Origin of the sequence: Sheuella amnicola (genome assembly GCF_010499255.1) — a bacterium.
GTDB classification, from domain to species: domain Bacteria; phylum Pseudomonadota; class Gammaproteobacteria; order Burkholderiales; family Burkholderiaceae_B; genus Zwartia; species Zwartia amnicola.
On the sequence record NZ_JAAGRN010000008.1, the window covers coordinates 139,785 to 163,732 of the forward strand.

A 23,948-nucleotide genomic window follows, 5' to 3' on the forward strand; every position below is an offset into this window, starting at 1 on the left:
CAGGAACCGTCACATCATCGCGATTGCGCCGTCTGATTTGCCGGCGCATCGCGACTCCACAGCAACTCTCGCCATCTCATCGCAATGACGAGTGTAAGTATCAATCCCAACACTGAATAAATCGTGGCCGTCGCCGCGAACCCAAATTGATCGATAAGAGGTCCGGACAGCATCAATCCGGTAGGCAACCCCCATATCGCCAGCATTCTCATGCCCATGACCCGCCCACGAAATGCAGGTTCGGCGCAATGAAGCATGACACCAGCTAAAGGTGTCAGACAAACACTTTGGGAAAAACCACCCGCAAATAGCAAGACCAGACCAATTGAGATGTTAGTCACTTGGGCAAAAATCAGATCAATCGCAAACCAGATCAGGCATGTCACTAGCATCAGACGAGCTGGTCCCGTAGTAAAGCGATTTGTGCTGACAGCAAGCGAACCGATTAACGAACCCAGCGCGTAGGATGCACCAAGTACGCCTAGTCCGGCCTGACCGATCTCATAGATATTCTTGGCGACATAGGGAAGCAGCCCGAGATAAAGCGGATACGCCAGCACATTAACCAGAAACGCCAGACAAAATGCGCCAAGCAGTTCCGGCTTTTTCCAAACATATTTAAATGCTTCAACCAGATCGTGATAAGGCGTCGGTTTGCTTTGTTGTGAGTGTTCAGACACAGGCATCGGATCAATGCCCAACACAAGCCATACACTAATCGCATACAACAACGTGACGACAATGTAAGCGTAATCAAAACCAAACGATGCCACCACGCCAACGCCAGCAAGCGCACCAGCGATCCGGGCTGAGTCGCTGGTCACGCGCGACACGCCAAGTGCGCTGATCAACTGCCCCGCAGGCAATGTATGCGCAATCAAAGCAAAACGCATCATGATATCGGACGGTTTCATCATGCCGGAAATGCCGGCAATCACCAGAACAATGGCAGGCGTCAACACATCGAATGCCGCAAACAAAGCAAGCAAAATGGCCAGAACAGCATATATCCCGCGGGTAATCAGAAACAACCGCCTGTATCCGATTCTGTCACCCGCCACCCCGAAAAGAGGCGAGACGATCGAACCAACATATTGCAGTGCGCCGAAAACGACCAATAAAAAGACGGACTCTGACTCGACCAAGACGTACCACCCGAGTATGAGCACCTCCATCTCGAAGGCCCACGAGGCGAACAGATCAGCCGGCCATTGAAACCGAAAACTACGAACGTTGAACAGCGAAAAAACCGACGCGCGGGTGTTAGGCATGCTGGGCGAAACTGTTGTGAACGGGGAGTCTGGACTAACGCATCAATGAATACGTCGTTGGAGTCATAATTTGATTCTCAACGCGTTGGACAATGATTTTTTCTGCCTCGGTGGCATTACGCTTGGCGATCCATTCCGGATCACTGGCAAATGCGTTCCACTTCTGCTCACGCTCGGCAAGACTTTCCCATTGCAACATGTAGGTCAAACTCTGATTGCTCGGACCAATCAGGTTCGTCCAAAAGCCGACAGGTTTAATTCCGTATTTTTTCCATAAATCCAGCGTAATCGTTTCGAACCGCTGATTCAATGCTGGAAGGCGTCCTGGCGCACAATGATAGATTCTTAACTCGTAAAGCATAAGGTCTCCTTTTTAATTTTTACGGAATCAAACGATCCCTTTTTGTTTGAGTTCGGCAATTTCAGCCTCGGATTTTTTCAACACTTCCGACAAAATGGCATCGGTATGTTGACCCAATGAAGGTGGGGGAATTTCATGCTTGATGGGCGTACCTGAAAACTTCATCGGACTACCCACTAGAGGTACCTTTCCGGCCACGGCATGAGGCAACTCGATTTTCATTCCACGCGCCAACACCTGAGGTTCCTGGAATACTTCGGCAATGCTGTTGATGGGACCATTGGCCACGCCTGCCTCATCAAGCAACTTGACCCATTGACGCGTGGTTTTGGTCAAAAATATTTCGTTGAGCAACGCGGTGATTTCATCCCGGTGCTTGACGCGTTGCCCATTGGTCGAAAATTTGGGATCTTTGGCCAGATGCGTGCAATTGGCGACTTCGCAGAATTTATTGAAAAGGTTGTCGTTGCCGCAAGCGAGAATCAATGCCCCGTCAGCCGTCTTAAAGGTCTGGTAGGGCACGATATTGGGGTGAGCATTACCGATACCTTTGGGCGACTCGCCTGTGGCGAAATAGTTCATCGCCTGGTTAGCCAGAAATGCCACGCAAGAATCAAGCAAAGACACATCAATCCATTGTCCCTGCCCGGTCAGCGCACGATTCGCGATCGCTGCGCACACAGCAATACTGGCGTACATTCCGGTAGTGAGATCGATGATCGGCACGCCAACTCGCTGCGGGCCGCCTCCGGGCAGATCTTCGCGCTCGCCCGTAACGCTCATCAACCCTCCCATGCCCTGCGCCATGAAATCGTATCCGGGACGATCTTTTTCAGGACCAGTCTGACCGAATCCCGTCACCGAACAATAAATGATTGATGGATTGATTTTTTTAATGTCCTCATAACCCAGACCATATCTAGCTAGATCACCTACCTTGTAATTCTCGAAAATCACGTCCACATTTTTCGCGAGATCACGGATAAGCTGCTGTCCTTCAGGCTTGGATAAATCGACCGTTATCGACTTTTTGCCACGATTGGCCGCACAAAAATACGCGGACTCTCGCGTCGTGTTTCCAGCCTCGTCCTTTAGAAAAGGCGGTGCAAATGCCCGTGAATCATCCCCTTTGATCGGGCGCTCAACCTTGATCACATCGGCCCCCAAATCAGCCAGATTTTGAGCAGCCCAGGGGGCGGCCAGAACGCGGGAAAGATCCAGAACTTTGATATGCGATAAGGGACCTGACATGGTGGACTCCTGATTTTTATTCTAAAAATCCATTGTAATGGCTTCGTAAAGCGGATTTTCTTGAATTTTTGCCGCCTATCTGTATTCTTGGAGACACAGTACCAAGGATACGTTTTCATGCGGGCCCTTATATCGACCTTCACCAATATACGAAAAGACGAAGTTTTACCCGTCTTTGTCTCGGGTCTTTTCTTCTTTTGCGTCCTCACTGCACTCATGGTCGTGCGCCCGGCACGCGAGGCACTCGGCATGGCGCGCGGCATCGAGGCGATTCGCTGGCTTTTCCTAGGCACCGTCATGATCACCTTGGCGGTCAATCCCTTGTTCGGATGGCTGGTCAGTCACTTTAGACGCATGGTGTTCATTGCCGCGACCTATTTGTTTTTCGTTGCGGGTTTACTGATTTTCTATGGATTACTGGTTTGGGCTCCCGAGAATGTAGGCCAGACATCGGGGCAGATTTTCTACGTCTGGTTTAGTGTTTTCAATCTGTTTGCGACCATGCTGTTCTGGGCATTGATGACTGACCGGTTTACCCCTGAACAAAGTGAACGTCTTTTTGGGGCGGTCGCGCTTGGAGGGACTTTGGGCGCAATTTTCGGCCCTTGGTTGGCAAGCCTGCTAGCCAAACCGATGGGCACACCGTTTCTGCTTCCGGTTGCGGCAGTCTTTCTGATTCTGGCTGTCTTGTCCGCATGGTATCTGACCCGATTGCGCGATGAAGTCATCACCCAGGCATCCACAACTTCAACATCCCGATCCCTGATCGGAGGCGGCGCATGGGAGGGCTGCCTCGCGGTCTTCAAATCTCCTTATCTACTTGGCATTTCCGCTTATGTCCTCATTGTTGCAGTGATGGCGACATTGATTTACTTCACCAGACTGCACATGGTTGCCAAACTGGGACTGGATACTGACTCGCGAACCGAAATCTTTGCACGCATCGACATGATTTCACAAATCGCCACATTCGCCCTGCAGGCACTGCTGACAGGCCATTTGATGAGAAAGTTGGGTGTCGCGATCACGCTTGCATTGCTGCCTATCAGCGTTGCGCTGGGATTTATCGGACTAGCCATTTTCGCTTCGCTAGGGGCACTCATCGCACTGGATGCAACTTTCAAAGCCATGCAGCGGGGCGTCATGCGACCTGCGCGCGAAACGCTCTTCACTGTCCTGTCACGCTCGGATCGCTACAAGTCCAAGGCATTTATCGACACCTTCGTCTATCGAGCGGGAGACGTCATCGGATCTCAGGCCGATGGTCTGCTCAAAGGGTTGGGAATGGGACTTGCCGGCTTGGCAGGAGTCGCGGTACCCCTCGCCCTCATTTGGATGGGACTTGGCCTATGGCTTGGTCATGCACGAAAAAATCAAACACTTACAGGAGACAACACATGACAACCCGCCGCGAATGGTTACGCATGACTGCAAGCACCGCAGGTATGTTGGCGCTTGCGCCCAAGTTTGCCTGGGCACAGGATTCGAAGTCGGCACTGATTACCCGTGCGATCCCCTCGTCGGGACAGCGTTTACCCATCATCGGTTTAGGTAGTTCAGCCACTTTCGCCCAGGTCGCCCGAAGCGAAGATCAGCAGGCGCTCAAAGCGGTCATGAGCAAAATGGTCGAACTGGGGGGAACTGTCTTCGATACGGCACCAAGTTATGGTGCATCGGAAGAGGTAGCCGGACGCATCGCGCAAGAGCTTGGCATTGCTCAAAAACTATTCTGGGCAACTAAACTCAACGTCGCTTCGCGAGGTGGTCCGGCAGACGCGGTTGCCGCAAGAAATCAACTCGAAAACTCGTTCAAACGCATTGGTAAACCCGTGATCGATCTTATTCAGGTTCACAATATGGGCGATATCAAGGTGCAGCTACCCATCTTGCGTGAGGCCAAACAGGGCGGCCGGGTCAAGTACATCGGCATCACGACCACGTTCGAAAACCAATATGCCGAAATGATAGATACGATGCGGCGTGAAAAACTCGACTTTATCGGCACGAACTATGCAATTGACGACCGGTTTGCGGAAGAAACCATTTTGCCGTTGGCACGTGATCGCGGCATCGGAGTGCTTGTATACGCGCCATTTGGCCGCACTAGGTTGTGGAATCGAGTCAAAGGCGTGGAAGTGCCGGCGTGGGCAAAAGAGTTCGGGGCATCGACCTGGGCGCAATTCTTTCTTAAATACGTTGCAAGTCACCCGGCGGTAACTTGCATTACCCCGGCAACAAGCCGCCCCGCCAACGTAATCGATAATGCAGGCGGTGGCGTGGGCCAACTGCCGGATGCCGAGACTAGAAAACGCATGATTGCGCTGGTGAACAGTCTGCCGGGTGGATAACCATCGGATCGATTAAATTTCAGGTGGCAAAACAACTTGCCACCTGCACGCGCCTTTAACGGTCAAACTGTGTCAGAACTGCACCGGGACCCTTTTTGTGCATGACATAGTCTGTGCCGTCGTGCACCATGATTCCATTGACCCAAACACCATGCACACCTTTGGGTTCGCGAATCATGCGAGAGCCGCCACCAGGCAGATCAGCTCGTTTCTGCAGCCTTGAGATTCCAACTGTTTTGGGATCAAACATCAACATATCCGCCGCGGCACCTTCGACCAAACGACCGCGTCCGGCGATTCTGAAACAATCGGCAGGATGACTAGTCAGACGCCTGATGCCTTCCGCAAGCGAAAATTGTCCGGTTTCACGGACCCAGTGTCCCAGAAAATGAAGACCGAATCCCGCATCGCACATATAAATCAGATGCGCACCGGCATCCGATAAAGTAATCACGCCGGCGCGGTGTTTCAACAGGGGAGCGACACCTTCATCGCTATTATTGAAAAATTTACCCACAAACTGCGTTTTCAGTCCTTCCTTCAAGGCGATGTCGAAAAACACATCCAGCGGATCGACATTCAGCTTAGCGGCGATCTGTTTGATTGTCTGCCCTTCGAACTCAACAAACTCTTTCGTGGCGGCCTGGTTTATTTCAATGTTGGCCCAATTACCCAGGAACAGAATTCCGGGTTTAGGATGGCGCAGATTTTCGCGAAATGCAGCTCTAAAACCGGGATCTGCATACACCTTGTGCATGTCCTTCACATCCATATCCTTGATCGGATCGAACGCTGAATGACTGAGCAAAATATAAGGATCCATCAGCGAAAAATCGAATGATAAAGGCTGGCAACTAGTCAGCATATAAAGTGGATTGCCGCGATCCTGCGCCGCCGCGCATTTTTCGTAATACTCCATGCCCAGAGTCGGCGTGGCTTCGTTATACATTCCAAGCACTGTCGAGATAAAAGTTGGTCGCTTGGTCGAAGCTGCAATCGATTCCATAACTTCCGGTGATGCGCGCGAACCGGTGGCCATCATGAAAACACCTTTTTCACAATCGCCAAGTACATCAGTCAAAGCACGCAACTCATGCTCCGAAGCAATAGTCGAAGGCATCGGCCGACCACCAAATCCGCTATGGTTAGGCGAAAATGACGAAGCAAAACCAACCGCACCCGCTTGCATCGCCTCTTTAACCAGCATCCTCATCTTTTCAAGCTGCTCAGGCGTGGCTTGCGCATCAGTCGAAGCCGCCTCACCCATCACAGCAGTACGAATAACAGAGTGCCCGGCAAACACGGCTGTATTCACGTACGGACCAATCTCGCGAATTTGATCCATATATTGAGCAAAGGACTCGAAACCCCAATTCACGCCAGTCAAAAGCGCTTGCAAATCCATTCCTTCGACAACCGACAAGTTCTTAAGCATTGTTTCCCGCAAATCGGCGGGACATGGCGCGATTCCAAAGCCGCAATTACCAATGACAGCGGTCGTGACTCCCAGGGCAGGAGAAGGAGACATGGTGTTGTCCCAGGTAATTTGCGCATCGTAATGCGTATGCAAATCAACGATGCCAGGCATCAGCGATAATCCTGACGCATCGACTATTTGGCGTGCGGATTCGGTCACTTTACCGATGCGAGTGATTTTTCCCTGATCAATCGCTACATCTGCAATGATGGAGGGACGGCCTTGGCCATCGAATACTTCGGCGCCACGAATCAATAAATCATGCACAATACTTGTCTCCCGATAATTTTTATTTAAAACTGTTTTCCACATCATATACGGAACGCACATGCAAAAAATGGACTTCAACTCTGAAATCGTCAACGGATTGCGTGCAAATCTTGCGCTAGCCCTTCGTGCCGCGTCTCTACACCAGCTAGCCGAGGGCGTTTGCAACCATTTCAGTCTTGAACTGCCTGACCAGTCCGGACGCTTCTTATTGAACCCGCGTGGTCTGCTATGGAGAGAAATTCAAGCGGACGACATCGTCATGGTGGATGATCAGGGCAACAAATTGGCGGGACGCCACGATGTCGAATCCACCGCGATGTTTATTCATACGGCCATTCACAGAATCTGCAAGAAAGCCTGTGTGATGCATACTCATATGCCCTATGCGACAGCCTTGACATTGACGACGGATCGCGCGCTTGACACCACGCTGTCGCAAAACGCGATGCGCTTTCACAACAGGCTGGCAATCGATCGAAACTACAACGGTCTGGCTCTGGATATGTCTGAAGGCGAACGCATCGCCCGCGCAATGGGCAATGCCGACATTGCCTTTCTAGCTAATCATGGTGTAGTTGTGTGCGCAGACAGAATCGATTACGCATACGATGATCTGTACTTTCTCGAAAGAGCTTGTCAAGCACAGGTTCTAGCTCAATCGACCGGAAAACCGCTCGCACCTGTCGATAACTCAATCGCCACACTTGTCGCCAGCCAGATCCAAGCCGAGCGACTGCAATCCGAGTTGTTTTTCGCCGCGCTGCGCAGAACGGTTTAGAGAGCCATCCTTTATTTTTCCGGCGATATCTTTGTACCTAATCCCGCACGATAAGGGAATTTAGCAAATATCGCCGCAACAATACTTTGCACACCTTGTTCCGACGTCGCAGACTGCAAATCATCAACGATGGAAGTGCTGACCCCCTCCCACACAAGCTGTCGCCGACGTGCATCGACCAAATCAATCCTCAATACGCCTTCGGTGTATTGAATGACGCTCGGTCCCATTGCCATAGGATAACCGCCCCAGTACCCGTAATATCCGCCGGCAGGAAATCCCATATATCCATACCCCCAGGGCATTGGAGGTGGAGGGACATAATCCGAACGCTGACTCAAATTCGCATGGAAATTAATCAATAAATCTGGTTTTGAAGCATCCAGAACATATCCCCTCCATTCCATTTGGACTCTGGTCGCACGCATCAGTCGTTCTGAAAATATTGTCGTGTACCCCGGCTTGCTCGTACCCAGCGGATCCATGAAAGCGAAAGTCTTAAATTCCGCAAAATCGGCCGATGGATCCACATCCGTTCTGATGACAGGACCCGATGAGCATGCAGCTAGCACGCTCAAGACCATACCTGCGATGGCCATGCGCAATAAACGCGAAACTCGATTGCTCATCATTGCTCTCTCGGACTTGTTGAATTAGCCATTTTAAATCCAGGAGAATCTTCGGATCGAATAAATAGCAGACATTTCATATACAAAAAAGGATATAGTAATTGCGCAGGCTTGCCAAAAGAGCAATTTGCCCGACTCGCACACCATTCGAGGAAAAATATGAGACAACAAAAGTACACCGCATTGACCAAGCGTTTGGCCTCAACCATGGTGCTTGGCGCCGCCGGTCTAATTGGCTTGATCGCATCGAGCCCGACGATGGCTCAATCAAGCGACTACCCTAACCGTCCCATTAAATGGGTCGTGCCATATCCTCCCGGTGGCACAACGGATGTGTTGGCACGGATCATGGCTCAATACCTGACCGACCACCTGAAACAACAAGTGGTTGTCGAAAATAAGCCGGGCGGTGGCAATAACATCGGAACCGAATATGTAATCAATGCTCCTGCCGATGGCTACACCATGTTGCTGGTCAATCCGGCAAACGGCATCAACGCATCGCTATACAAAAAACTGCCTTTTAACTTCATCAAGGATATTGCTCCCGTTGCCGGCCTGGTTCGAACGCCCAACGTGATGGTGGTGACTAACTCTCTGCCGGTTAAAAACGTTCAAGAATTTCTGGCTTATTGCAAAGCAAATCCAGGCAAAGTAAATATGGCATCTTCTGGTAGTGGCACGTCCGTTCATCTTTCCGGAGAACTCTTCAAATCCATGACCGGATGCAATATGGTCCACGTACCCTATAAAGGTGCTGGCCCTGCCCTAACGGATTTGATGGGTGGTCAAGTGCAAGTGCTGTTCGATAATCTGCCCTCATCTGCGGGACACATCAAAAACGAACGCATTCGAGCACTGGGCGTCACTTCTGTCGCACGCGAACCGTCCATGCCAAACCTTCCTACCGTGGGCGATACTGTTCCGGGTTATGAAGCAACCGCATGGTTCGGTGTCGGCATGCCCAAGGGTACGCCTAAAGAGGCGATCGACCGGATGAATGCGGTCGTCAATCAAGCATTAGCGGATCCGAAAATGCGTGATCGCCTGGCTGAATTGGGTGGCGTACCGATTCCGGGCACACCTGCAGATTTCGGTAAAGTCATCGCAAGTGAAACCGAAAAATGGGCTAAAGTTGTCAAAGAGTCGGGAGCGACCCTAGATTAGGTCGTAATTGCTCTTTAGGCTTCTGGAGGACAGGCGGGCAATGTGACGACAACGCTCACTCCGCCGTCGGGATTGTTGTCGATGCGGATACTTCCTGCATGACTATCGACTATATAACGTGTCAGCCAAAGCCCCAAACCCAACCCATTGACTTTGTTGGTCTGCATTAAGCTGAATAACGCCTTTCGTTGATCCTCCGAGATTCCCGGGCCGTTATCCGAGACGATTAATTCTACCGATGCTCCTGCATCTCGTGTTGCAACTCTGATTTTCTTGTTGGTACGATCGGAGGAAATCGCAGAATCAATCGCATTGTTCACAAGATTCAAAATCACTTGCTGGAAGGATTCCCGATTCAGACTAACTTGTTGATTCGCATTTAACTCCAGAATCCACTGAACCTGATTCGCATCCGCTTTCGATTGGAGAATTCGACTTAAGGTTGTCACTACCTCATTCAAATCCGTTTCAACAGACTCGACCTCTTCTTGTTGGAATATTTTTTTCATGCTCGAAATAATTGCGAATATCCTGTCCGCATCATGACGAATCCTTTGCAGGACGTCCATGACCATTAAGGATTGCTCTGAATCATCTCTCAACTTCAATTTGAGATACTCAATATTCAGATTAATCGCACCAACTGGCTGATTGATTTCATGTGCAATCGACGCAGACAACGCCCCGGTCAATGCCGTTTTATTTGCTTGAATCAATGAGCGTATCAACTCTCCCCTTTCAGCAAGTAGTCTGGCAATTTCGTCTTTTTCTTTCGTAGTGATATCGAGTGCCTGCTTGTTTTCCTGTAGTGCGACTTGCACTCTTCTTTTGCTCAAAAGCAAGCGACGATACAAGTAACTGTTTACAACGATATAAAGCAGCAGGTGGGCACTCATGGTGCTCCACAGAACGATCAAAGACTGATGCTGAATAAGCACGTTCACGTTGTGCTGATTACGCACAAGCGTCACAATCACCAATGAAGCTGTCATTACAACTTGCATGACCATCATGCCGACCACAACTTTGAATGCACCTGACTGATCAAACCGGTGCATCTTAAAAAGTTCGAATAATGACAAAACATCCAAAACAATCACTACCGTACCGATCAGCGCCATACGATCCTGAAATGAACCATCTTGTCGCCTGAGATAATCGAACCATATCGTGGCCACGATGATCAGAATGACACAGAGCAACTCCACTCGCCTCGATACATTGACACGCCAACTTCGAAATAACAAATAAAGAAGTGCCAACGATGCCATCATCATCATATTGGCCAGGGTCAATAACCTACCATCAACCAGGGGAGCGAATCCCCAGGCAGAATAGGAAACAATACGCGTCAAAAGAGACCAGCGCCAATATGGGCTGGTGTACATGTCGGGCTTGCTTTTGGTATCGACAGTTGTGCTGACATAAATCCCGAGCAGGATCAGTGCGAACAGCACAAAAATAATTTGATTGAGTTGCTGCATACTTGAGCCGATCCTCCCGTAAGCGAACGGCATTTTTGATTGAGTTTATATGTTTAATGCTAACTCAACCATCAGGCAGCAGAATATTCTTTAGTTGTACAACACAGGGTGTACAACTAAAGAAACTATTCAACATCTCATGTCGTACGAATCAGATGATCAAAGGCACTTAATGCAGCTTTCGCCCCTTCACCTGCGGCAATCACAATTTGCTTATAGGGAACAGTTGTGCAATCGCCTGCCGCAAAAACGCCCGGCACATTCGTATGCCCTTTGGCATCGACAACAATCTCCCCGAACTTGGTCAGATCAACCGTGCCTTTCAAAAACTCGGTATTCGGAACTAGACCGATTTGCACAAAGACCCCTTCAAGCTCGATGTGATGCTGTGCGCCTGTTGCGCGATCTTTGTAAGAGATTCCATTTACAACGCTGCCATCGCCGGTGATTTCTGTTGTTTGTGCATTTGTGTGCACTGTCACATTGGGCAAACTACGCAGCTTATCCACCAGTACTGCATCGGCCTTAAGTTGCTCGGCAAATTCGATCACAGTGACATGCTCAACTATTCCGGCCAAATCGATTGCAGCTTCGATTCCGGAGTTGCCACCGCCAATCACCGCAGTGCGTTTACCCTTAAACAAGGGGCCATCACAGTGAGGGCAATATGCAACGCCTTTGTTTTTATATTCCTGCTCGCCAGGAACATTCACGTTGCGCCAGCGCGCTCCGGTCGACAAGATCACAGTCTTTGCACTCAGCGTACCACCATTTTCCATTTGGACTTGAGCAAGGCCACCGCTTGCAGGTGCTGGAATAATTTTTGCAGCGCGTTGCAAATTCATAATGTCCACACCATAGTGACGCACTTGCGCTTCAAGAGCAGCTGCAAACTTGGGTCCATCCGTTTCGAGCACCGAAATGTAATTCTCGATGGCCATCGTATCGTTGACTTGTCCGCCAAAACGCTCGGCTGCGACACCAACACGAATGCCTTTGCGTGCCGCGTAAACCGCTGCGGCCGCTCCGGCAGGTCCGCCCCCAACGATCAGGACATCGAAAGGATCTTTTGCATTCAGTTTGGCAGCATCACGCTCTGCGGATTTAGTATCAAGCTTGGCAACAATTTCTTCCACACTCATGCGACCTGAACCGAAAACATTTCCATTCAGAAACACCATGGGTACAGCCATGATTTCACGGTCGGTCACTTCTTTCTGGAATGCGCCTCCCTCGATCACAACTGTCTTGATCTTAGGGTTGAAGATCGCCATCAAGGACAAGGCCTGCACGACATCCGGACAGTTATGACAGGTCAAAGACATGTACACTTCGAAGTCAAAATCACCATCAAGCGCTTTAATCGCATCAAGCACATCTTGCTCGACTTTGGGCGGATGACCGCCCGTCCACAACAAGGCAAGCACCAGCGAAGTGAATTCATGGCCAAGCGGCAAACCTGCAAAACGCACACCCGTCGTTTCGTTTTCACGAGCAATCACGAATGATGGTTTGCGGCGATCATTGCCGGTCGTATCAAGCGAAACCTTGTCGGACAAACTGACAATCGTCTCCAACAGTTGACGCATTTCAGAGCCCGTATCACTATCGTCAAGCGAGGCAATCAGGCGAATGGGCTGTCTGAGCATACCCAGGTAGGTTTGCAATTGGGTTTTGAGGGTATCGTCAAGCATCTTAATCTCCAATATCAGACAACACTTTGCCATGCCGTTCGCATTCGCAACGGCTGGCTTTAAAAAATGGGAAAAAATCGGGCTGAGGGTAAGGCACACTCCAGTTTGAGCCAGTGTATGCCTTGCACTCAACGCCCTGATTTAACAGGGCATCGAGTCGGTCTTAGATCTTACCGACCAGATCCAGAGAAGGTGTCAGGGTCTTGGCGCCTTCGTTCCACTTGGCTGGGCAAACTTCACCCGGATGTGCAGCGGTGTACTGTGCAGCCTTCAACTTGCGAACAGTTTCTTTCACGTCACGGGCGATCTCGTTCGAGTGAATTTCAACAGTCTTGATCGTCAGATCAGGATTGATGATGAACGTACCGCGCAGTGCCAAACCTTCTTCAGGAATATGCACACCGAAAGCATTGGTCAATTGGTGGGTTGGGTCACCAACCAAGGGAAATTTAGCCTTGCCAACTGCGGGGGAAGTTTCGTGCCAGACTTTGTGCGAAAAATGCGTGTCAGTCGTGACAATGTAAACCTCAGCACCAGCTTTCTGGAATTCTGCATAGTGTTCAGCAGCATCTTCGATCTCGGTCGGGCAGTTGAAAGTGAAAGCTGCCGGCATGAAAATCATGACCGACCACTTGCCCTTCAGGCTGGCTTCGGTGACTTCGATGAATTTGCCGTTGTGAAAGGCTTGTGCTTTGAATGGCTGAACTTGCGTGTTGATCAGGGACATGATGACTCCTTAAAATAAGACCAGAGGTGGTAACGAGAAGTAATTAGAAAAAAACAATCAAACTACTCAAACCGTTAGATGAATCATAAAACCACAAATTCAATTTGCATAATTGATTGTTTTAATGAGATCGATAAGCTAAACCTATTTGAGCGATCAAAGATTCGCCAGCAATGACTATGCGTAGGCGGGGCGAATTCAGGTTGCGGAGCATGAACACGTGACATTTATCTATAAAGCTGAACCTACCCGCGGAAAAATCTGGGCTGATCTTTTTGCACAAAAAGCACCTGACATCGACTTTCGAGTCTGGCCAAATATCGGAGACCCGAAAAAAGTTCGCTTCCTAACGGTGTGGGAGCCTCCCGAAAATATCTCCGAACAATTTCCCAATCTGGAAATTCTTTTTTCGATCGGTGCAGGCGTAGATCAAATTAATTTCGAAACACTTCCTAAACACCTGCCGGTTGTTCGCATGATCGAGCCGGGATTGACGCAATCAATGTGTGAATATGTGCTTTGGGCCGTACTGTCTATTCACCGCGACATGCCAACCTACCATCGTCAACAAGATCGTAAGGTATGGAAAGCCCTTAGAGTCTGGCCGGCTAACAAACGTCGCGTAGGTGTGATGGGGCTGGGCCGTCTCGGTCAAGTTGTCCTGAATCAGCTCAGGCTCATGAACTTCCGATGCCTAGGTTGGAGTCGCACGGCCAAGCAAATTGAGGGAGTGCCGACATTCCATGGCACTGACTTGCTGGGCTCATTCTTGTCGCAATGCGACACACTGGTTTGCCTGATTCCTTTGACGCAAAGCACCAAAGGGATTCTGAATAGGGATGTATTCTCTCTCATGCCCGAAGGAGCTTCTCTCGTTCATGTCGGCAGGGGTGAACATCTTGAACCGAAGGATTTGATTGAAGCACTGGATAGTGGTCGGCTATCCGAAGCGATCCTGGATGTCACATCACCCGAACCACTCCCGGCAGATGATCCGCTATGGTCTCATCCGAAAGTGATCGTGACACCGCATATTGCCAGCATGACGCAACCCGAAACAGCGATTGACACCGTTCTTGAAAATATTCGACGTTTTGAACAGGGTCAGCCTTTAATCGGCCTGGTTGATCGTGATAGGGGATATTAATAAAGCAATTCAAAGCGGGATCGTCATCAGAAAGCAGCTTCTGCTTTTAGCTTGTCAATTACGATAGCAATGCACTACAGAAGCATTGAATGCAGCAGCATTGGCTGAGCAACTGGCCTTATCCTTGATGCAATATTTTTAAAACACATCCCCTCCTACAACAAATCCAGACTGTATCTCTATTCTGATTAAAGGATGCTTTCATGTCGAATCAAAATGACAATCTCGTTGCCTTGGATCGAGCTCACCTGATCCACCCGGTTGCCCCTTGGCGCAAACACGAAAAGCGTGGCGTCACTATCCTGGAGTCGGGTAAAGGGGCTTGGCTGAAAGATTCTGAGGGCAAAGATCTGCTCGATGCCTTTGCCGGCCTATGGTGCGTCAATATCGGATATGGTCAGGAAAGCGTGGTGCAAGTCGCAGCTGAACAGATGCGCAAGCTACCTTATGCGACTGGATATTTTCATTTTGGCAGCGAACCGGCGATTCGCTTAGCCGACAAACTGGTCGAGATCAGTCCAGCATCATTGACGCGCGCCTATTTGACCTTGGGGGGATCCGAAGCTGTTGATGGAGCCATCAGACTGATTACTCAGTACTACAACTCGGTAGGACGTCCGCAGAAAAAACAATTCATCTCAATGCAGCGTGGCTATCACGGATCGTCATCTTCAGGCGCAGGCCTTACGGCACTTCCGGCGTTTCATCGTGGGTTTGACTTACCAAAGCCATGGCAACACTATATTCCATCCCCTTATCCATACAGAAACGAAGCTGGTGCTGATTCTCAAACAGTGATCAACGGTTCCGTAGCTGCATTGAAAAAGGCCGTTGCAGATATTGGTGCGGATAATGTGGCGGCATTCTTCACTGAACCGATTCAAGGTTCAGGCGGTGTCATTGTCCCCCCGAAAGGTTGGCTCAAAGCCATGGCACAAACCTGTCGCGAACTGGATATTTTGTTTGTCGCCGATGAAGTCATCACGGGATTCGGCAGAACAGGTCCCATGTTCGCTTGTGATGCCGAGGGCGTCGAACCCGATCTCATGACTATCGCCAAAGGCCTCACCTCCGGATACGTTCCGATGGGTGCGACGTTGATGTCCGAACGAATCTATGCAGGCATCGCAGACGGCGCACCTGAAGGCGCAGCCATAGGGCACGGCGCGACCTACTCGGGCCATCCGGTCGGTGCCGCCGTTGCACTTGAAGTTATCCGAATCTACCAGGAAGGTGGCATGCTTGCCCATGCCCAGGGCGTAACCCCTGCCTTTGCCGATGCGCTTGATAGCATGATCGAGCATCCACTAGTAGGCGAGTCACGCCACAGAGGATTACTTGGCGCACTAGAACTGGTTAGCAACAAGAAAACCAAAGCCGGATTTGACCCCAGTTTGAATCTGTCCGATAAAATCGCTTCGATCGGTTATGAAAATGGCTTGATCTTCAGGGCGTTTGCGGACAATATTCTGGGATTCGCTCCTGCACTCTGTTTTACCGAAGATGAATTCGGCATCATGAAGTCCAAACTCAAGAAAACACTGGATGATGTCCTTGCCCTGCCGGAGGTCAGAAAAGCCCTCAGCTAGGGATCGCACAACGAACCGAACCCGACTACCGATGATGCCTAACCATTTAAAAATTGATCGGCTTGATCTGCGCATTCTGAGCCAGCTTCAGCAAAATGGACGAATCACCAACGTCGATCTGGCCGATGCGGTTGGATTGTCTGCCAGCCCTTGCCTTGCCAGAGTCAAGCGGCTGGAGCAGGCGGGTTATATCATTGGCTGCGGTGCCGAGATTCGTTTGGAAAAACTCGGCGAAACCGTCACGGTTTTCACTGAAGTCACCCTCGCGGATCATCACCGCGAGGACTTCATCCGATTCGAAGCCGCTATTCGCGAAGTTGATGAAGTTATCGAATGCCATCTCGTAAGTGGTGGCTACGACTATTTGCTGAAATTCATCACACGCGGCGTCAGCCACTATCAATCGATTATCGAAGCGCTTCTAGACCAAAATATCGGCATAGACAAATACTTCAGCTACATCGTAATCAAGTCACCGTTCGTAAAAAAGAACTACCCGATCGAACGACTTTTCAACTCCGGATCGTGATCAGGAGCTTTAATCAAACTATGACCATGGTCTAATTCCGAGAGAATGAGATTTAATCAAATTCATTTCGGTTATACTCGAAGTGTCATTGGGGAGTAGCCGCTCTTCTTCTAGAGGCTAACGTCAACATACTTGATCATCGATCATGGCGTGAGCAGTTTCTTACCTGGCAAGACCTTTGACCACAGCGTATCCGACAAGGCCGGAGATGCGCGGTGGTCAATCGTACTTATCCGGCCTAGGAACCTGACATGGAATCCCTTCTCGTTTCAACCGGTGTCGTTGCATTGGCCGAAATCGGTGACAAGACTCAATTACTTGCTTTCATTCTGGCTGCGCGCTTCAAAAAGCCCGTTCCGATCATTCTTGGCATTCTTCTCGCCACCATTATCAATCATGGTCTTGCAGGGGCATTAGGCGCATGGATTACAAGCGCGGTCAGTCCTGAAGTACTGCGCTGGGTTCTTGGACTGTCTTTTATCGGCATGGCTATCTGGACCATGATCCCCGACAAAATCGAAGAAGAGGAAACTCAGGTTGCAAAACGCTTCGGCGTATTCGGCGCAACGCTGATTACGTTCTTTCTGGCAGAAATGGGCGATAAAACCCAGATTGCAACCGTCGCGATGGCTGCGCATTACGCAGCTCCGCTCACCGTTGTCATTGGAACAACGCTCGGCATGCTGATCGCAGACGTACCCGCTGTATTTATCGGCGACAAACTTGCCAACAAAATTCCGATGAAACTGGTGCATACCATTGCTGCAGGAATATTCGCAATTCTTGGAATCGCCACCCTCCTTGGAGCTGGTTCGAAACTTGGGTTTTAGCAAGTCAGAATCCAAGCTCGCGGATCAGAGTACCGAATCCGGATCTTAAAAAATGACCTATTAAAGAACGCGGCCAGCCATAAATCACGACTGTGCCGCGTAAAAAACCTGTTCCGACATTCTCGATTTCAGAAGTAACCTTAAGACGCACTCTGAATATCGATCTTTCCGGTATCAACACATTGTTTTGTTGCCTGACAAGAATATGGCCTCCGAAACTCGCGGCAAGTGGAGCGTCAACAAGGGTTCTGCTTGCATCCTGATCGATCGAAATAACCTCCAGTTTCATCGCTCCGATTCCCGGTGTTTCCGCAATAAAGCGTCCGAGGCTACCCAATTCAAAGCGCAACAAGTCGGACTCTTCAACATAAGTATCAACAATCCAATCCCGCGTATTGGCGAATATGGCTAGCTTGAATCCTTTAGACACCCAATCGCCAACATGAACATCAGGCTGAATATCGAGAACTTCGCCATTAAAAGGAGCAATAGGGGTGAGCAGTGCGCGTTGTTCTAACACTCCTTTCAACTCCTTTTGCGCAGATGTTAGTTGCTCCCTCAGGATAGACTGCTGCTGTAAATTTTCGGAACTAAATCCTGCACCACCAACTTGCTTTTCCAGTGTCTGGATTCTTAAACGAGTCAAATCGATTTTGTGATTCAATTCCATCGAAGAAAGTGTCATGATGGACTGACCCGATTTCAATTTCGACCCGATAGGTGGAGGTAAGTTTGTTATCTCGGCAGGAACACTTGCTACGATATTGAAGCTTTTTTCAGGCTTGAACATTCCCTGACTGTTGACCGTAAAGTCATAGGGAGCAATAAGCAAAATTAAGATGAGCCAAAACAAATAAAACCCGGGCTTATGTTTAAGATCTGATTGGATATCCTTTTTTCTAGCTAACCAGAATGCCAACTCATCAACAATTGGGCGAACAAGAAAATACCAGACTTCAACGCCAAAAAGAATGACTCCCAATGCTTTGAAAAAAAAGTGATAGACCAAAAGTGCGATGCCTGTAAAAACGATCAGGCGGTAAATCCAGATAGCGAAAGCGAAAAGTATCATCGATACGCGCTTGCCACGTGCGACATACTCAGGAGCAGGATCATTCAGATAAAACAGAGTTTCCCTAATCCACCAGCGCGCCAAGGCAAAACAGCGTGCATGCAAATTAGGCATCCCGACCAGATCACATAATATGAAATAACCATCAAACCGCATGAACGGACTGGCATTAACCAATATCGTTGCGGCCAGGGATGTCGTGGCCAGAAAAAACATCACGCCACGCAAACTACCTTCAGGTAGAAAGGCCCACGCCATCAATGCCCAGGCTGCAATCAGCAATTCTGTTGCGATTCCAGCAGCAGCGATATACAAACGACTTCGATGTGAAGACAATTTCCAGGACTCGGTCACATCCGTATAAGCCATGGGCATCATGACCAAAAAGGCAACCCCCATCGTTGGGACGCGACACTTGAATCGTTTGGCCACGATCGCATGGCCAAGTTCATGAAATATCCTGATGGCCACAAGGGCAACAGCATAGCCGCTTAGACCTTCCCAACTAAATGTGTCTACAAGTGTCGCTGAAAATACGGACCATTGTCGAGACACTTCCCATAGTCCGATTAAAAGCGCGAGTAAGGTTACTTGGAAAAAAGTACGGCTGAATAAAAACTCAAGTCTCGGCACTAACCACTCAAGCATCGAGTCTGGTTTGAAAATGGGTATACGAAAAAAAAGATAACTATGAATAGCTCGCTGCCAAAAACTCTGGTCTGATTTTTGCTTTTTTGAAGTTAACCAAACAGTTCCGGATATATCATGACGCTGGATCAATTCATTTTTATCAAGAAAATCCAGCACTATTTTGACATCTGGCAATTCAAGATGTAGCGGCGTCTCAACATTGATTGTTTCGCAAATCAGCGTCGGATCTTTGAGTCCCAGTCTGGACACAACTTCAAAAGCGCTCCAGTCTAGGGAAAAGTATTGATTGCGAGCAGGATCGTGAATAGTCCAGGTTGGAGCACCATCACGATCGATAGGACCACGATGCAAAGTCAGATCCTCTCGCAATGAAATTTCCGGATATATCCGATCTATGGACATATTTATCAGAACCCGACGAACTGTCTAAGTGCTGCGAGCGGTTTTCGAAGCATCCAGTAAGAAAACGGTACATACTTTCCGGATATCTTCGCAGTGCCTCGCAATCCAATTCTGGCCGAATGTTCGTCTTGATCGATTCGGGCACGCATCCTGTACGCGTATGTCCCATCCGGTCGTAAAATAGCTTCGTGACCTAAATACCGGATGATGCCTGCAACGGGATTCAGGGGCGATGTATTCAAATACATGGTCACAGGTGTATTCGGCTCAAGTTCGATGGCCTCGTTCAACGGAATCCAGGCTTCGATTTCAACCAAGCCTTCAGTTGCAACCACCATCACTTTCTCACCGGCCGCAACAGGTTTACCAATCCAGGCTGATGGATCATCGAATAAAGCAATACCATTTCGCGGCGCAATGATCTGTGCCTTATCCAGCAATTTTTTCAAATAATCTGCTTCGATCTGTTTTTCGCTTGCTTTGCCCTCCTGGGGATTAAGCAAACTTCGGCTTTTCGGATCTGTCAAAGACTGCAGTGAGCTTTGACGATATTCAGTGGACGCAATCTGCATTTCTTGCTGAGCCACTTGTAGCCTACTGGTCAACGTTGTCAGATCAAGCTTAAATAGCGGTTGTCCCTCCCTAACTTGCTGATTCGGTAAGACGAAAAATTCATCCACCACTCCGTCAATCGGAACGCGAATCACAGCGGGATTAAAAGGAACCAATTCAGCCGGTGCGAGAATAGTTAAACGTACGGGAAAGAAAACAATCAGAAAAAAAAGCAACCAGTACCTGACTTTTTTACTCTTCCACAGCGAAAGTAATGCGCCCACTATCTTAAATAGCGTACCTTTTACACCATTACCGAACATGCGTCGGATGGCCGTCCCAATCGATTTGCAGGCACACAAAATCCCATCAACCCACTTACCAGGTCGCAACAAAATTTGAAACAAAAAGTATTTCAATCCAATACCGACATCCCGGATAAACTTTGCCGTTTGCGAAAAAGTTGGGATCAACGATCCGATTCGATTCAACGAATATGTGAATCTGCTCTGCAATGAAGGACCCTGAAGCCTATTCCAGGAAAAAGACCAGATATCGACCCATTCGGAAAGCAAGGCGAAATCCAACTCGCTCCATGTCTCATCACGAGCAACTAGAAAGCCCGCTTTTGAATTTTTACCTGCATTAAACGGAATCCAAAGCGCGTGTGCGGGCAAGGATTGCTCCCACTCCAACACATCTTGCTCATTGAACATACCGGGCTCGATCACGACAGGATGATCAAACGCACCGCTTAGCGTGTCACAAACCTTCGATAACCAGGTAATGAACGGAGAATTTGGATCTACATGCGAGACACCAGATTGTGCCAAAACACCTTGCCCAGCAAGCCAAAGAACCGAAATCCTGAAACTGGCAAGACCAAATGTTTCGTTGACCAACATGAATTTCAACGCATTTGCATCTTCAATGTGTCTGGCACGCCTAGCAAAACTTAATAATTTTGCGGCTGAATGTTCCTGTGAGGATCCAATCTTTTCATCCATTGAATATATGAAGCAATTATCGTAATGATTCAGGGGGAAGAATTTCGATTGATCCACTCATGCCGGGAGTCAACTCCGGAAACTCTCCATCGATCACAGCAGCAATTTTGATTGTCTGACTGACTGGATCAATCCGAGGGCTAATGCGGGTCACTTTGGCCGGGTATGACTTACCTGCCTCATCAATCCTGATTTTGAAACGATAATCAGTTTTGATCCAAGTCGACCACTTGGATGGAGCAACAAACTCCAACTCCAAAGCGCTATCGTCCAATATATCAAGCAAGGGCTGTCCAGACTGAGCGAATTGCTGGACCCGGACTCGTTGCTCAACCACTCTTCCGTTAAATGGGGCAGAAATTTTGCACTTACTTACAATTGCTGAAAGCTCGGCAACTTCAGCACGTGATTTCAGATATTCAGAATGTGCATTTTCGGTTTCAACCCGGCTGACAGAACCCAATGCGAGCAACCTCTTATTCGTGTTGTAGTTACGTTCTGCAATGCCCATTGCGGCACGGACCTTTTCAAGCTGAGCAAGTTGAACACTGCAGTCAAACGTAACGAGAATACTGTTCAAATTAAAGGACTCACCCTCACGAAACACGAGCGACTCGACTTTGGCGCTGATTTCAGCAGTGATAGTCGTGAAATTGACCGGACTCAGCTGAGCCCGAATTACAGGAATTTGAGTGACGGGTAAGGCCTTATCTGACGAAACAATAGTGCTTTCAGTTCGCTGGAATTTCGTGCCAAGCTCAGGAGATACCGCATTAGGTTGACTAGCTGCAGGAGATTGAGCGAAATTTGCCTGATCCCCATGCATTTCAGACTTGTTCGTATTCGAAACGTTGTGCCAGGGCCTCCATTCGAGCATGATCAACCCCGCAGCGATGACAAACAAAGATATCACACGAAAATATCTATTCATGACGAAAGATCGCTTTCAAGCAGCTTATCTGAAGAATCCGAATGAATGCATTATTTTTTTGCCGCTTTTTTGGAAGTATTTTTGAATTGTCGTTTGGAGGTGGATTCATGGACGACCTCTTCAATCTGTACGACTGATTCAACAGGATGTTCAACTTCCATGGTCAGGTTGACTGCAGGTAGTTTTCCGGAATTCCATTGCTCAAAAGACTTCCCGATCGCATTGGTTAACTCCTCAAGTGAAACGCTGTTCAAACTATCCAAATCAGGTTCAAGTCCGGTTGTTGATTGCAATTTCCCGCTCGCAAGGAAAAATTGCGTCAGTGCCTGATGCTTGCGCAACTTACTGATGACTGCAGAGGCATTCGCCGCAACTTTTTCGGCATCGCTTACAGAACCTTCATTTTCCTTGTCCGAGGTAATGATGGCAATTCTCGTATCGACTTCGTCGATTTCAGCTGATCGCAAGTAAAGTGTTTCGGCATTTTCAAGTTGCTGTCTGGCAACGTAAACCTGACCAATCAGCGCCATTTGTACCATCATCCTTTTGTGCTTTACCCATTCTTCATTTGCCTCGGACAATCTCTTTGCAGCAGGTGCGGTTACCAAATTCCATAAGTTGAAACTAAGCTGAGCAGCACCTTCCACCCAGTTTTTATTGATGTAGTAGGTGTTACTGGATGCTTGCGGACCAATATTCAAATTCAACCCGGGTAATAACTTAAGTAAAGATTTTCTCGTTTCCAACACTGCGATACGCGCGTTGTAAATACTTTCCTTCAAATCTGCATTGTGCGCGAGAGCCCTAATTTCAAACTCCTCAATCGCCGTTTGCTTGAAGGCGAATGGAGGAACAATTTCATCTGGATTCTCAAGTGCATAAGCAGCATTCGGAGGCTGATTGATCAACTGATTCAAATCCACCATTGCCGATGCCAACTCTTGGGAAATCGTTTCAAGAATCTTGACGTTATCGAGCAATGATTTACGAAATTTCAACGCCTCTAACGGACTCTTCAATCCGTCTTGCTCACCTTTTCTAGAATTACCGAGTGCTTGATTTGCATCAGAAATTGTTTTTAATAGTTGAGACTGAATGTGCTGTGCGCTGGCCGCCCTCAAATAGGCAGCCTGAATATCTTGAATAAGCAAATGCATTGACCTTCTTCGGCGCTCGGATGCGACCAGAATCTTGTCTGCATTTTGCTGTGCGTTGAAATAACTGACTCCAAAATCGAGCAAATTCCACGAGAGGGATAATCCGCCAATGGCGTAATCCTTGGCTGATGAAATAAACGGTTCGGATAATGATGGATTACCTGTTTCGGCGCCCGTCGCATAAGTGATGAAATAATTGTTGCGATAGTTATATCCAGCATTGGCAGCGAGCTTAGGCAGCATGTCATAGTTGGACAAATCTGCGATACCAAACGCAATTGCCTGCTCCATAAGCTTCAATCTGTAGTCAAGGTTGTGCTTCAACCCCCGCGCAACCGCTTCGTTTAACCCGAGGTGTTTGCCAACAGGCTCGACATTGATTCGGGCATTCAAGTGATCCGCTTGCAAGAGCTCTTTCTGCTCTTCAAGTGTGATCGGTTTGGGCGTCACAGCGCATCCGCCAAGCAGCGCGAGAAAGAAAAGGAAAATGGCTCTTCATCATTAACGGGGGACAACGGTATTCATTAAACTTGTTTTTGCGAAGAAACATCTTTAATGGAGATCATACCGATGTCCCAAGTCGATTCTATCCTAGGCTTACCTGGTTTAGCCATACAGAGAGTA

The 23,948-nt window shown here is 48.7% G+C and carries 20 protein-coding genes and 1 riboswitch; of the genes, 8 read left to right on the forward strand and 12 right to left on the reverse strand.

The annotated features are described in order from the left end of the window. Positions 1 to 14: 14 nt before the first annotated feature. The 3 genes from G3I67_RS12295 to G3I67_RS12305 are packed head-to-tail and all read right to left on the reverse strand — an operon-like array spanning position 15 to position 2,883. Complete coding sequence (locus G3I67_RS12295; RefSeq protein WP_163655764.1) at positions 15 to 1,271, reverse strand: MFS transporter; 1,257 nt, start codon at positions 1,269 to 1,271, stop codon at positions 15 to 17. A gap of 34 nt (positions 1,272 to 1,305) precedes the next feature. Continuing rightward, positions 1,306 to 1,632: an NIPSNAP family protein gene (locus tag G3I67_RS12300; RefSeq protein WP_163655765.1), complete on the reverse strand. Its 327-nt coding sequence runs from the start codon at positions 1,630 to 1,632 to the stop codon at positions 1,306 to 1,308. A 27-nt stretch (positions 1,633 to 1,659) separates the two neighbouring features. Next, a complete protein-coding gene (locus G3I67_RS12305; protein WP_163655768.1) occupies positions 1,660 to 2,883 on the reverse strand; it encodes a CaiB/BaiF CoA transferase family protein in 1,224 nt (407 codons plus the stop codon). Between the two features lie 117 nt (positions 2,884 to 3,000). Between G3I67_RS12305 and G3I67_RS12310 the strand changes: the two genes are divergently transcribed. Together G3I67_RS12310 and G3I67_RS12315 are read left to right on the forward strand one after the other, a co-directional pair. After that, positions 3,001 to 4,284, forward strand: coding sequence for an NTP/NDP exchange transporter (locus tag G3I67_RS12310; RefSeq protein WP_163655770.1), 1,284 nt, complete (start codon positions 3,001 to 3,003; stop codon positions 4,282 to 4,284). After that, complete coding sequence (locus G3I67_RS12315; RefSeq protein WP_163655772.1) at positions 4,281 to 5,231, forward strand: aldo/keto reductase; 951 nt, start codon at positions 4,281 to 4,283, stop codon at positions 5,229 to 5,231. The genes G3I67_RS12310 and G3I67_RS12315 overlap by 4 nt, the downstream gene beginning before the upstream one ends. 55 nt (positions 5,232 to 5,286) lie before the next feature. Here G3I67_RS12315 and G3I67_RS12320 read toward each other — a convergent pair whose 3' ends face one another. After that, positions 5,287 to 6,975 (reverse strand): N-acyl-D-amino-acid deacylase family protein, encoded by a 1,689-nt coding sequence (locus G3I67_RS12320; RefSeq protein WP_163655774.1) that lies wholly within the window; start codon positions 6,973 to 6,975, stop codon positions 5,287 to 5,289. Positions 6,976 to 7,036: 61 nt separating this feature from the next. Here G3I67_RS12320 and G3I67_RS12325 point away from each other — a divergent pair, with 61 nt between their 5' ends. Further along, positions 7,037 to 7,756, forward strand: a complete 720-nt coding sequence (locus G3I67_RS12325; protein WP_163655776.1) for an aldolase — start codon at positions 7,037 to 7,039, stop codon at positions 7,754 to 7,756. Positions 7,757 to 7,767: 11 nt separating this feature from the next. Here the strand turns inward: G3I67_RS12325 and G3I67_RS12330 are convergent, their stop codons facing one another. Continuing rightward, positions 7,768 to 8,388 carry a DUF4136 domain-containing protein gene (locus G3I67_RS12330; protein WP_235931901.1) on the reverse strand — a complete coding sequence of 207 codons (621 nt, stop codon included), beginning with the start codon at positions 8,386 to 8,388 and terminating at the stop codon, positions 7,768 to 7,770. 156 nt (positions 8,389 to 8,544) lie between these two features. On the opposite strand from G3I67_RS12330, the gene G3I67_RS12335 reads away from it, so the two are divergent. Then, positions 8,545 to 9,552 (forward strand): Bug family tripartite tricarboxylate transporter substrate binding protein, encoded by a 1,008-nt coding sequence (locus tag G3I67_RS12335; protein WP_203583647.1) that lies wholly within the window; start codon positions 8,545 to 8,547, stop codon positions 9,550 to 9,552. Positions 9,553 to 9,566: 14 nt separating this feature from the next. On the opposite strand, the gene G3I67_RS12340 is transcribed toward G3I67_RS12335, so the two are convergent. The 3 genes from G3I67_RS12340 to ahpC all read right to left on the reverse strand — a co-directional run bounded on the left by G3I67_RS12340 (position 9,567) and on the right by ahpC (position 13,457). Then, entirely contained in the window at positions 9,567 to 11,036 is a 1,470-nt protein-coding gene (locus G3I67_RS12340) for a sensor histidine kinase (protein WP_163655778.1), read from the reverse strand. A gap of 137 nt (positions 11,037 to 11,173) precedes the next feature. Further along, positions 11,174 to 12,730 carry an alkyl hydroperoxide reductase subunit F gene (ahpF, locus tag G3I67_RS12345; RefSeq protein ID WP_163655780.1) on the reverse strand — a complete coding sequence of 519 codons (1,557 nt, stop codon included), beginning with the start codon at positions 12,728 to 12,730 and terminating at the stop codon, positions 11,174 to 11,176. A gap of 163 nt (positions 12,731 to 12,893) precedes the next feature. Next, positions 12,894 to 13,457: an alkyl hydroperoxide reductase subunit C gene (gene ahpC / locus G3I67_RS12350; RefSeq protein ID WP_163655782.1), complete on the reverse strand. Its 564-nt coding sequence runs from the start codon at positions 13,455 to 13,457 to the stop codon at positions 12,894 to 12,896. Positions 13,458 to 13,677: 220 nt separating this feature from the next. On the opposite strand from ahpC, the gene G3I67_RS12355 reads away from it, so the two are divergent. From G3I67_RS12355 to G3I67_RS12370, 4 genes are all read left to right on the forward strand, one after another. Continuing rightward, positions 13,678 to 14,604 carry a 2-hydroxyacid dehydrogenase gene (locus G3I67_RS12355; RefSeq protein ID WP_163655784.1) on the forward strand — a complete coding sequence of 309 codons (927 nt, stop codon included), beginning with the start codon at positions 13,678 to 13,680 and terminating at the stop codon, positions 14,602 to 14,604. Positions 14,605 to 14,807: 203 nt separating this feature from the next. Then, positions 14,808 to 16,193: an aspartate aminotransferase family protein gene (locus G3I67_RS12360; protein WP_163655786.1), complete on the forward strand. Its 1,386-nt coding sequence runs from the start codon at positions 14,808 to 14,810 to the stop codon at positions 16,191 to 16,193. A 34-nt stretch (positions 16,194 to 16,227) separates the two neighbouring features. Further along, positions 16,228 to 16,722, forward strand: a complete 495-nt coding sequence (locus G3I67_RS12365) for an Lrp/AsnC family transcriptional regulator (RefSeq protein ID WP_163655834.1) — start codon at positions 16,228 to 16,230, stop codon at positions 16,720 to 16,722. Between the two features lie 78 nt (positions 16,723 to 16,800). Then, a riboswitch (yybP-ykoY riboswitch) is annotated at positions 16,801 to 16,970 on the forward strand. Between the two features lie 3 nt (positions 16,971 to 16,973). Beyond that, complete coding sequence (locus G3I67_RS12370; RefSeq protein WP_163655788.1) at positions 16,974 to 17,552, forward strand: TMEM165/GDT1 family protein; 579 nt, start codon at positions 16,974 to 16,976, stop codon at positions 17,550 to 17,552. Between the two features lie 4 nt (positions 17,553 to 17,556). On the opposite strand, the gene G3I67_RS12375 is transcribed toward G3I67_RS12370, so the two are convergent. From G3I67_RS12375 to G3I67_RS12390, 4 genes are read right to left on the reverse strand one after another with little or no spacing between them, the layout of a single operon-like run. Further along, on the reverse strand, positions 17,557 to 19,677 hold the full coding sequence (locus G3I67_RS12375) for a site-2 protease family protein (RefSeq protein WP_163655790.1): 2,121 nt from the start codon (positions 19,675 to 19,677) through the stop codon (positions 17,557 to 17,559). 5 nt (positions 19,678 to 19,682) lie between these two features. Next, complete coding sequence (locus G3I67_RS12380) at positions 19,683 to 21,236, reverse strand: efflux RND transporter periplasmic adaptor subunit (RefSeq protein WP_163655792.1); 1,554 nt, start codon at positions 21,234 to 21,236, stop codon at positions 19,683 to 19,685. A gap of 16 nt (positions 21,237 to 21,252) precedes the next feature. Then, the gene (locus tag G3I67_RS12385) at positions 21,253 to 22,167 is read right to left on the reverse strand and encodes an efflux RND transporter periplasmic adaptor subunit (protein WP_163655793.1); all 915 of its coding nucleotides are present in this window, start codon (positions 22,165 to 22,167) and stop codon (positions 21,253 to 21,255) included. Positions 22,168 to 22,217: 50 nt separating this feature from the next. Then, on the reverse strand, positions 22,218 to 23,774 hold the full coding sequence (locus tag G3I67_RS12390; protein ID WP_163655795.1) for a TolC family protein: 1,557 nt from the start codon (positions 23,772 to 23,774) through the stop codon (positions 22,218 to 22,220). Positions 23,775 to 23,948: the final 174 nt, after the last annotated feature.

Bases quoted from the DNA above. Each gene is read 5' to 3' on its own strand.
- G3I67_RS12295 (WP_163655764.1), bottom strand. From the start codon at position 1,271: ATGCCTAACACCCGCGCGTCGGTTTTTTCGCTGTTCAACGTTCGTAGT.
- G3I67_RS12300 (WP_163655765.1), bottom strand. From the start codon at position 1,632: ATGCTTTACGAGTTAAGAATCTATCATTGTGCGCCAGGACGCCTTCCA.
- G3I67_RS12305 (WP_163655768.1), bottom strand. From the start codon at position 2,883: ATGTCAGGTCCCTTATCGCATATCAAAGTTCTGGATCTTTCCCGCGTT.
- G3I67_RS12310 (WP_163655770.1), top strand. From the start codon at position 3,001: ATGCGGGCCCTTATATCGACCTTCACCAATATACGAAAAGACGAAGTT.
- G3I67_RS12315 (WP_163655772.1), top strand. From the start codon at position 4,281: ATGACAACCCGCCGCGAATGGTTACGCATGACTGCAAGCACCGCAGGT.
- G3I67_RS12325 (WP_163655776.1), top strand. From the start codon at position 7,037: ATGCAAAAAATGGACTTCAACTCTGAAATCGTCAACGGATTGCGTGCA.
- G3I67_RS12330 (WP_235931901.1), bottom strand. From the start codon at position 8,388: ATGATGAGCAATCGAGTTTCGCGTTTATTGCGCATGGCCATCGCAGGT.
- G3I67_RS12335 (WP_203583647.1), top strand. From the start codon at position 8,545: ATGAGACAACAAAAGTACACCGCATTGACCAAGCGTTTGGCCTCAACC.
- G3I67_RS12340 (WP_163655778.1), bottom strand. From the start codon at position 11,036: ATGCAGCAACTCAATCAAATTATTTTTGTGCTGTTCGCACTGATCCTG.
- ahpF (WP_163655780.1), bottom strand. From the start codon at position 12,730: ATGCTTGACGATACCCTCAAAACCCAATTGCAAACCTACCTGGGTATG.
- ahpC (WP_163655782.1), bottom strand. From the start codon at position 13,457: ATGTCCCTGATCAACACGCAAGTTCAGCCATTCAAAGCACAAGCCTTT.
- G3I67_RS12360 (WP_163655786.1), top strand. From the start codon at position 14,808: ATGTCGAATCAAAATGACAATCTCGTTGCCTTGGATCGAGCTCACCTG.
- G3I67_RS12365 (WP_163655834.1), top strand. From the start codon at position 16,228: ATGCCTAACCATTTAAAAATTGATCGGCTTGATCTGCGCATTCTGAGC.
- G3I67_RS12370 (WP_163655788.1), top strand. From the start codon at position 16,974: ATGGAATCCCTTCTCGTTTCAACCGGTGTCGTTGCATTGGCCGAAATC.
- G3I67_RS12375 (WP_163655790.1), bottom strand. From the start codon at position 19,677: ATGTCCATAGATCGGATATATCCGGAAATTTCATTGCGAGAGGATCTG.
- G3I67_RS12380 (WP_163655792.1), bottom strand. From the start codon at position 21,236: ATGGATGAAAAGATTGGATCCTCACAGGAACATTCAGCCGCAAAATTA.
- G3I67_RS12385 (WP_163655793.1), bottom strand. From the start codon at position 22,167: ATGAATAGATATTTTCGTGTGATATCTTTGTTTGTCATCGCTGCGGGG.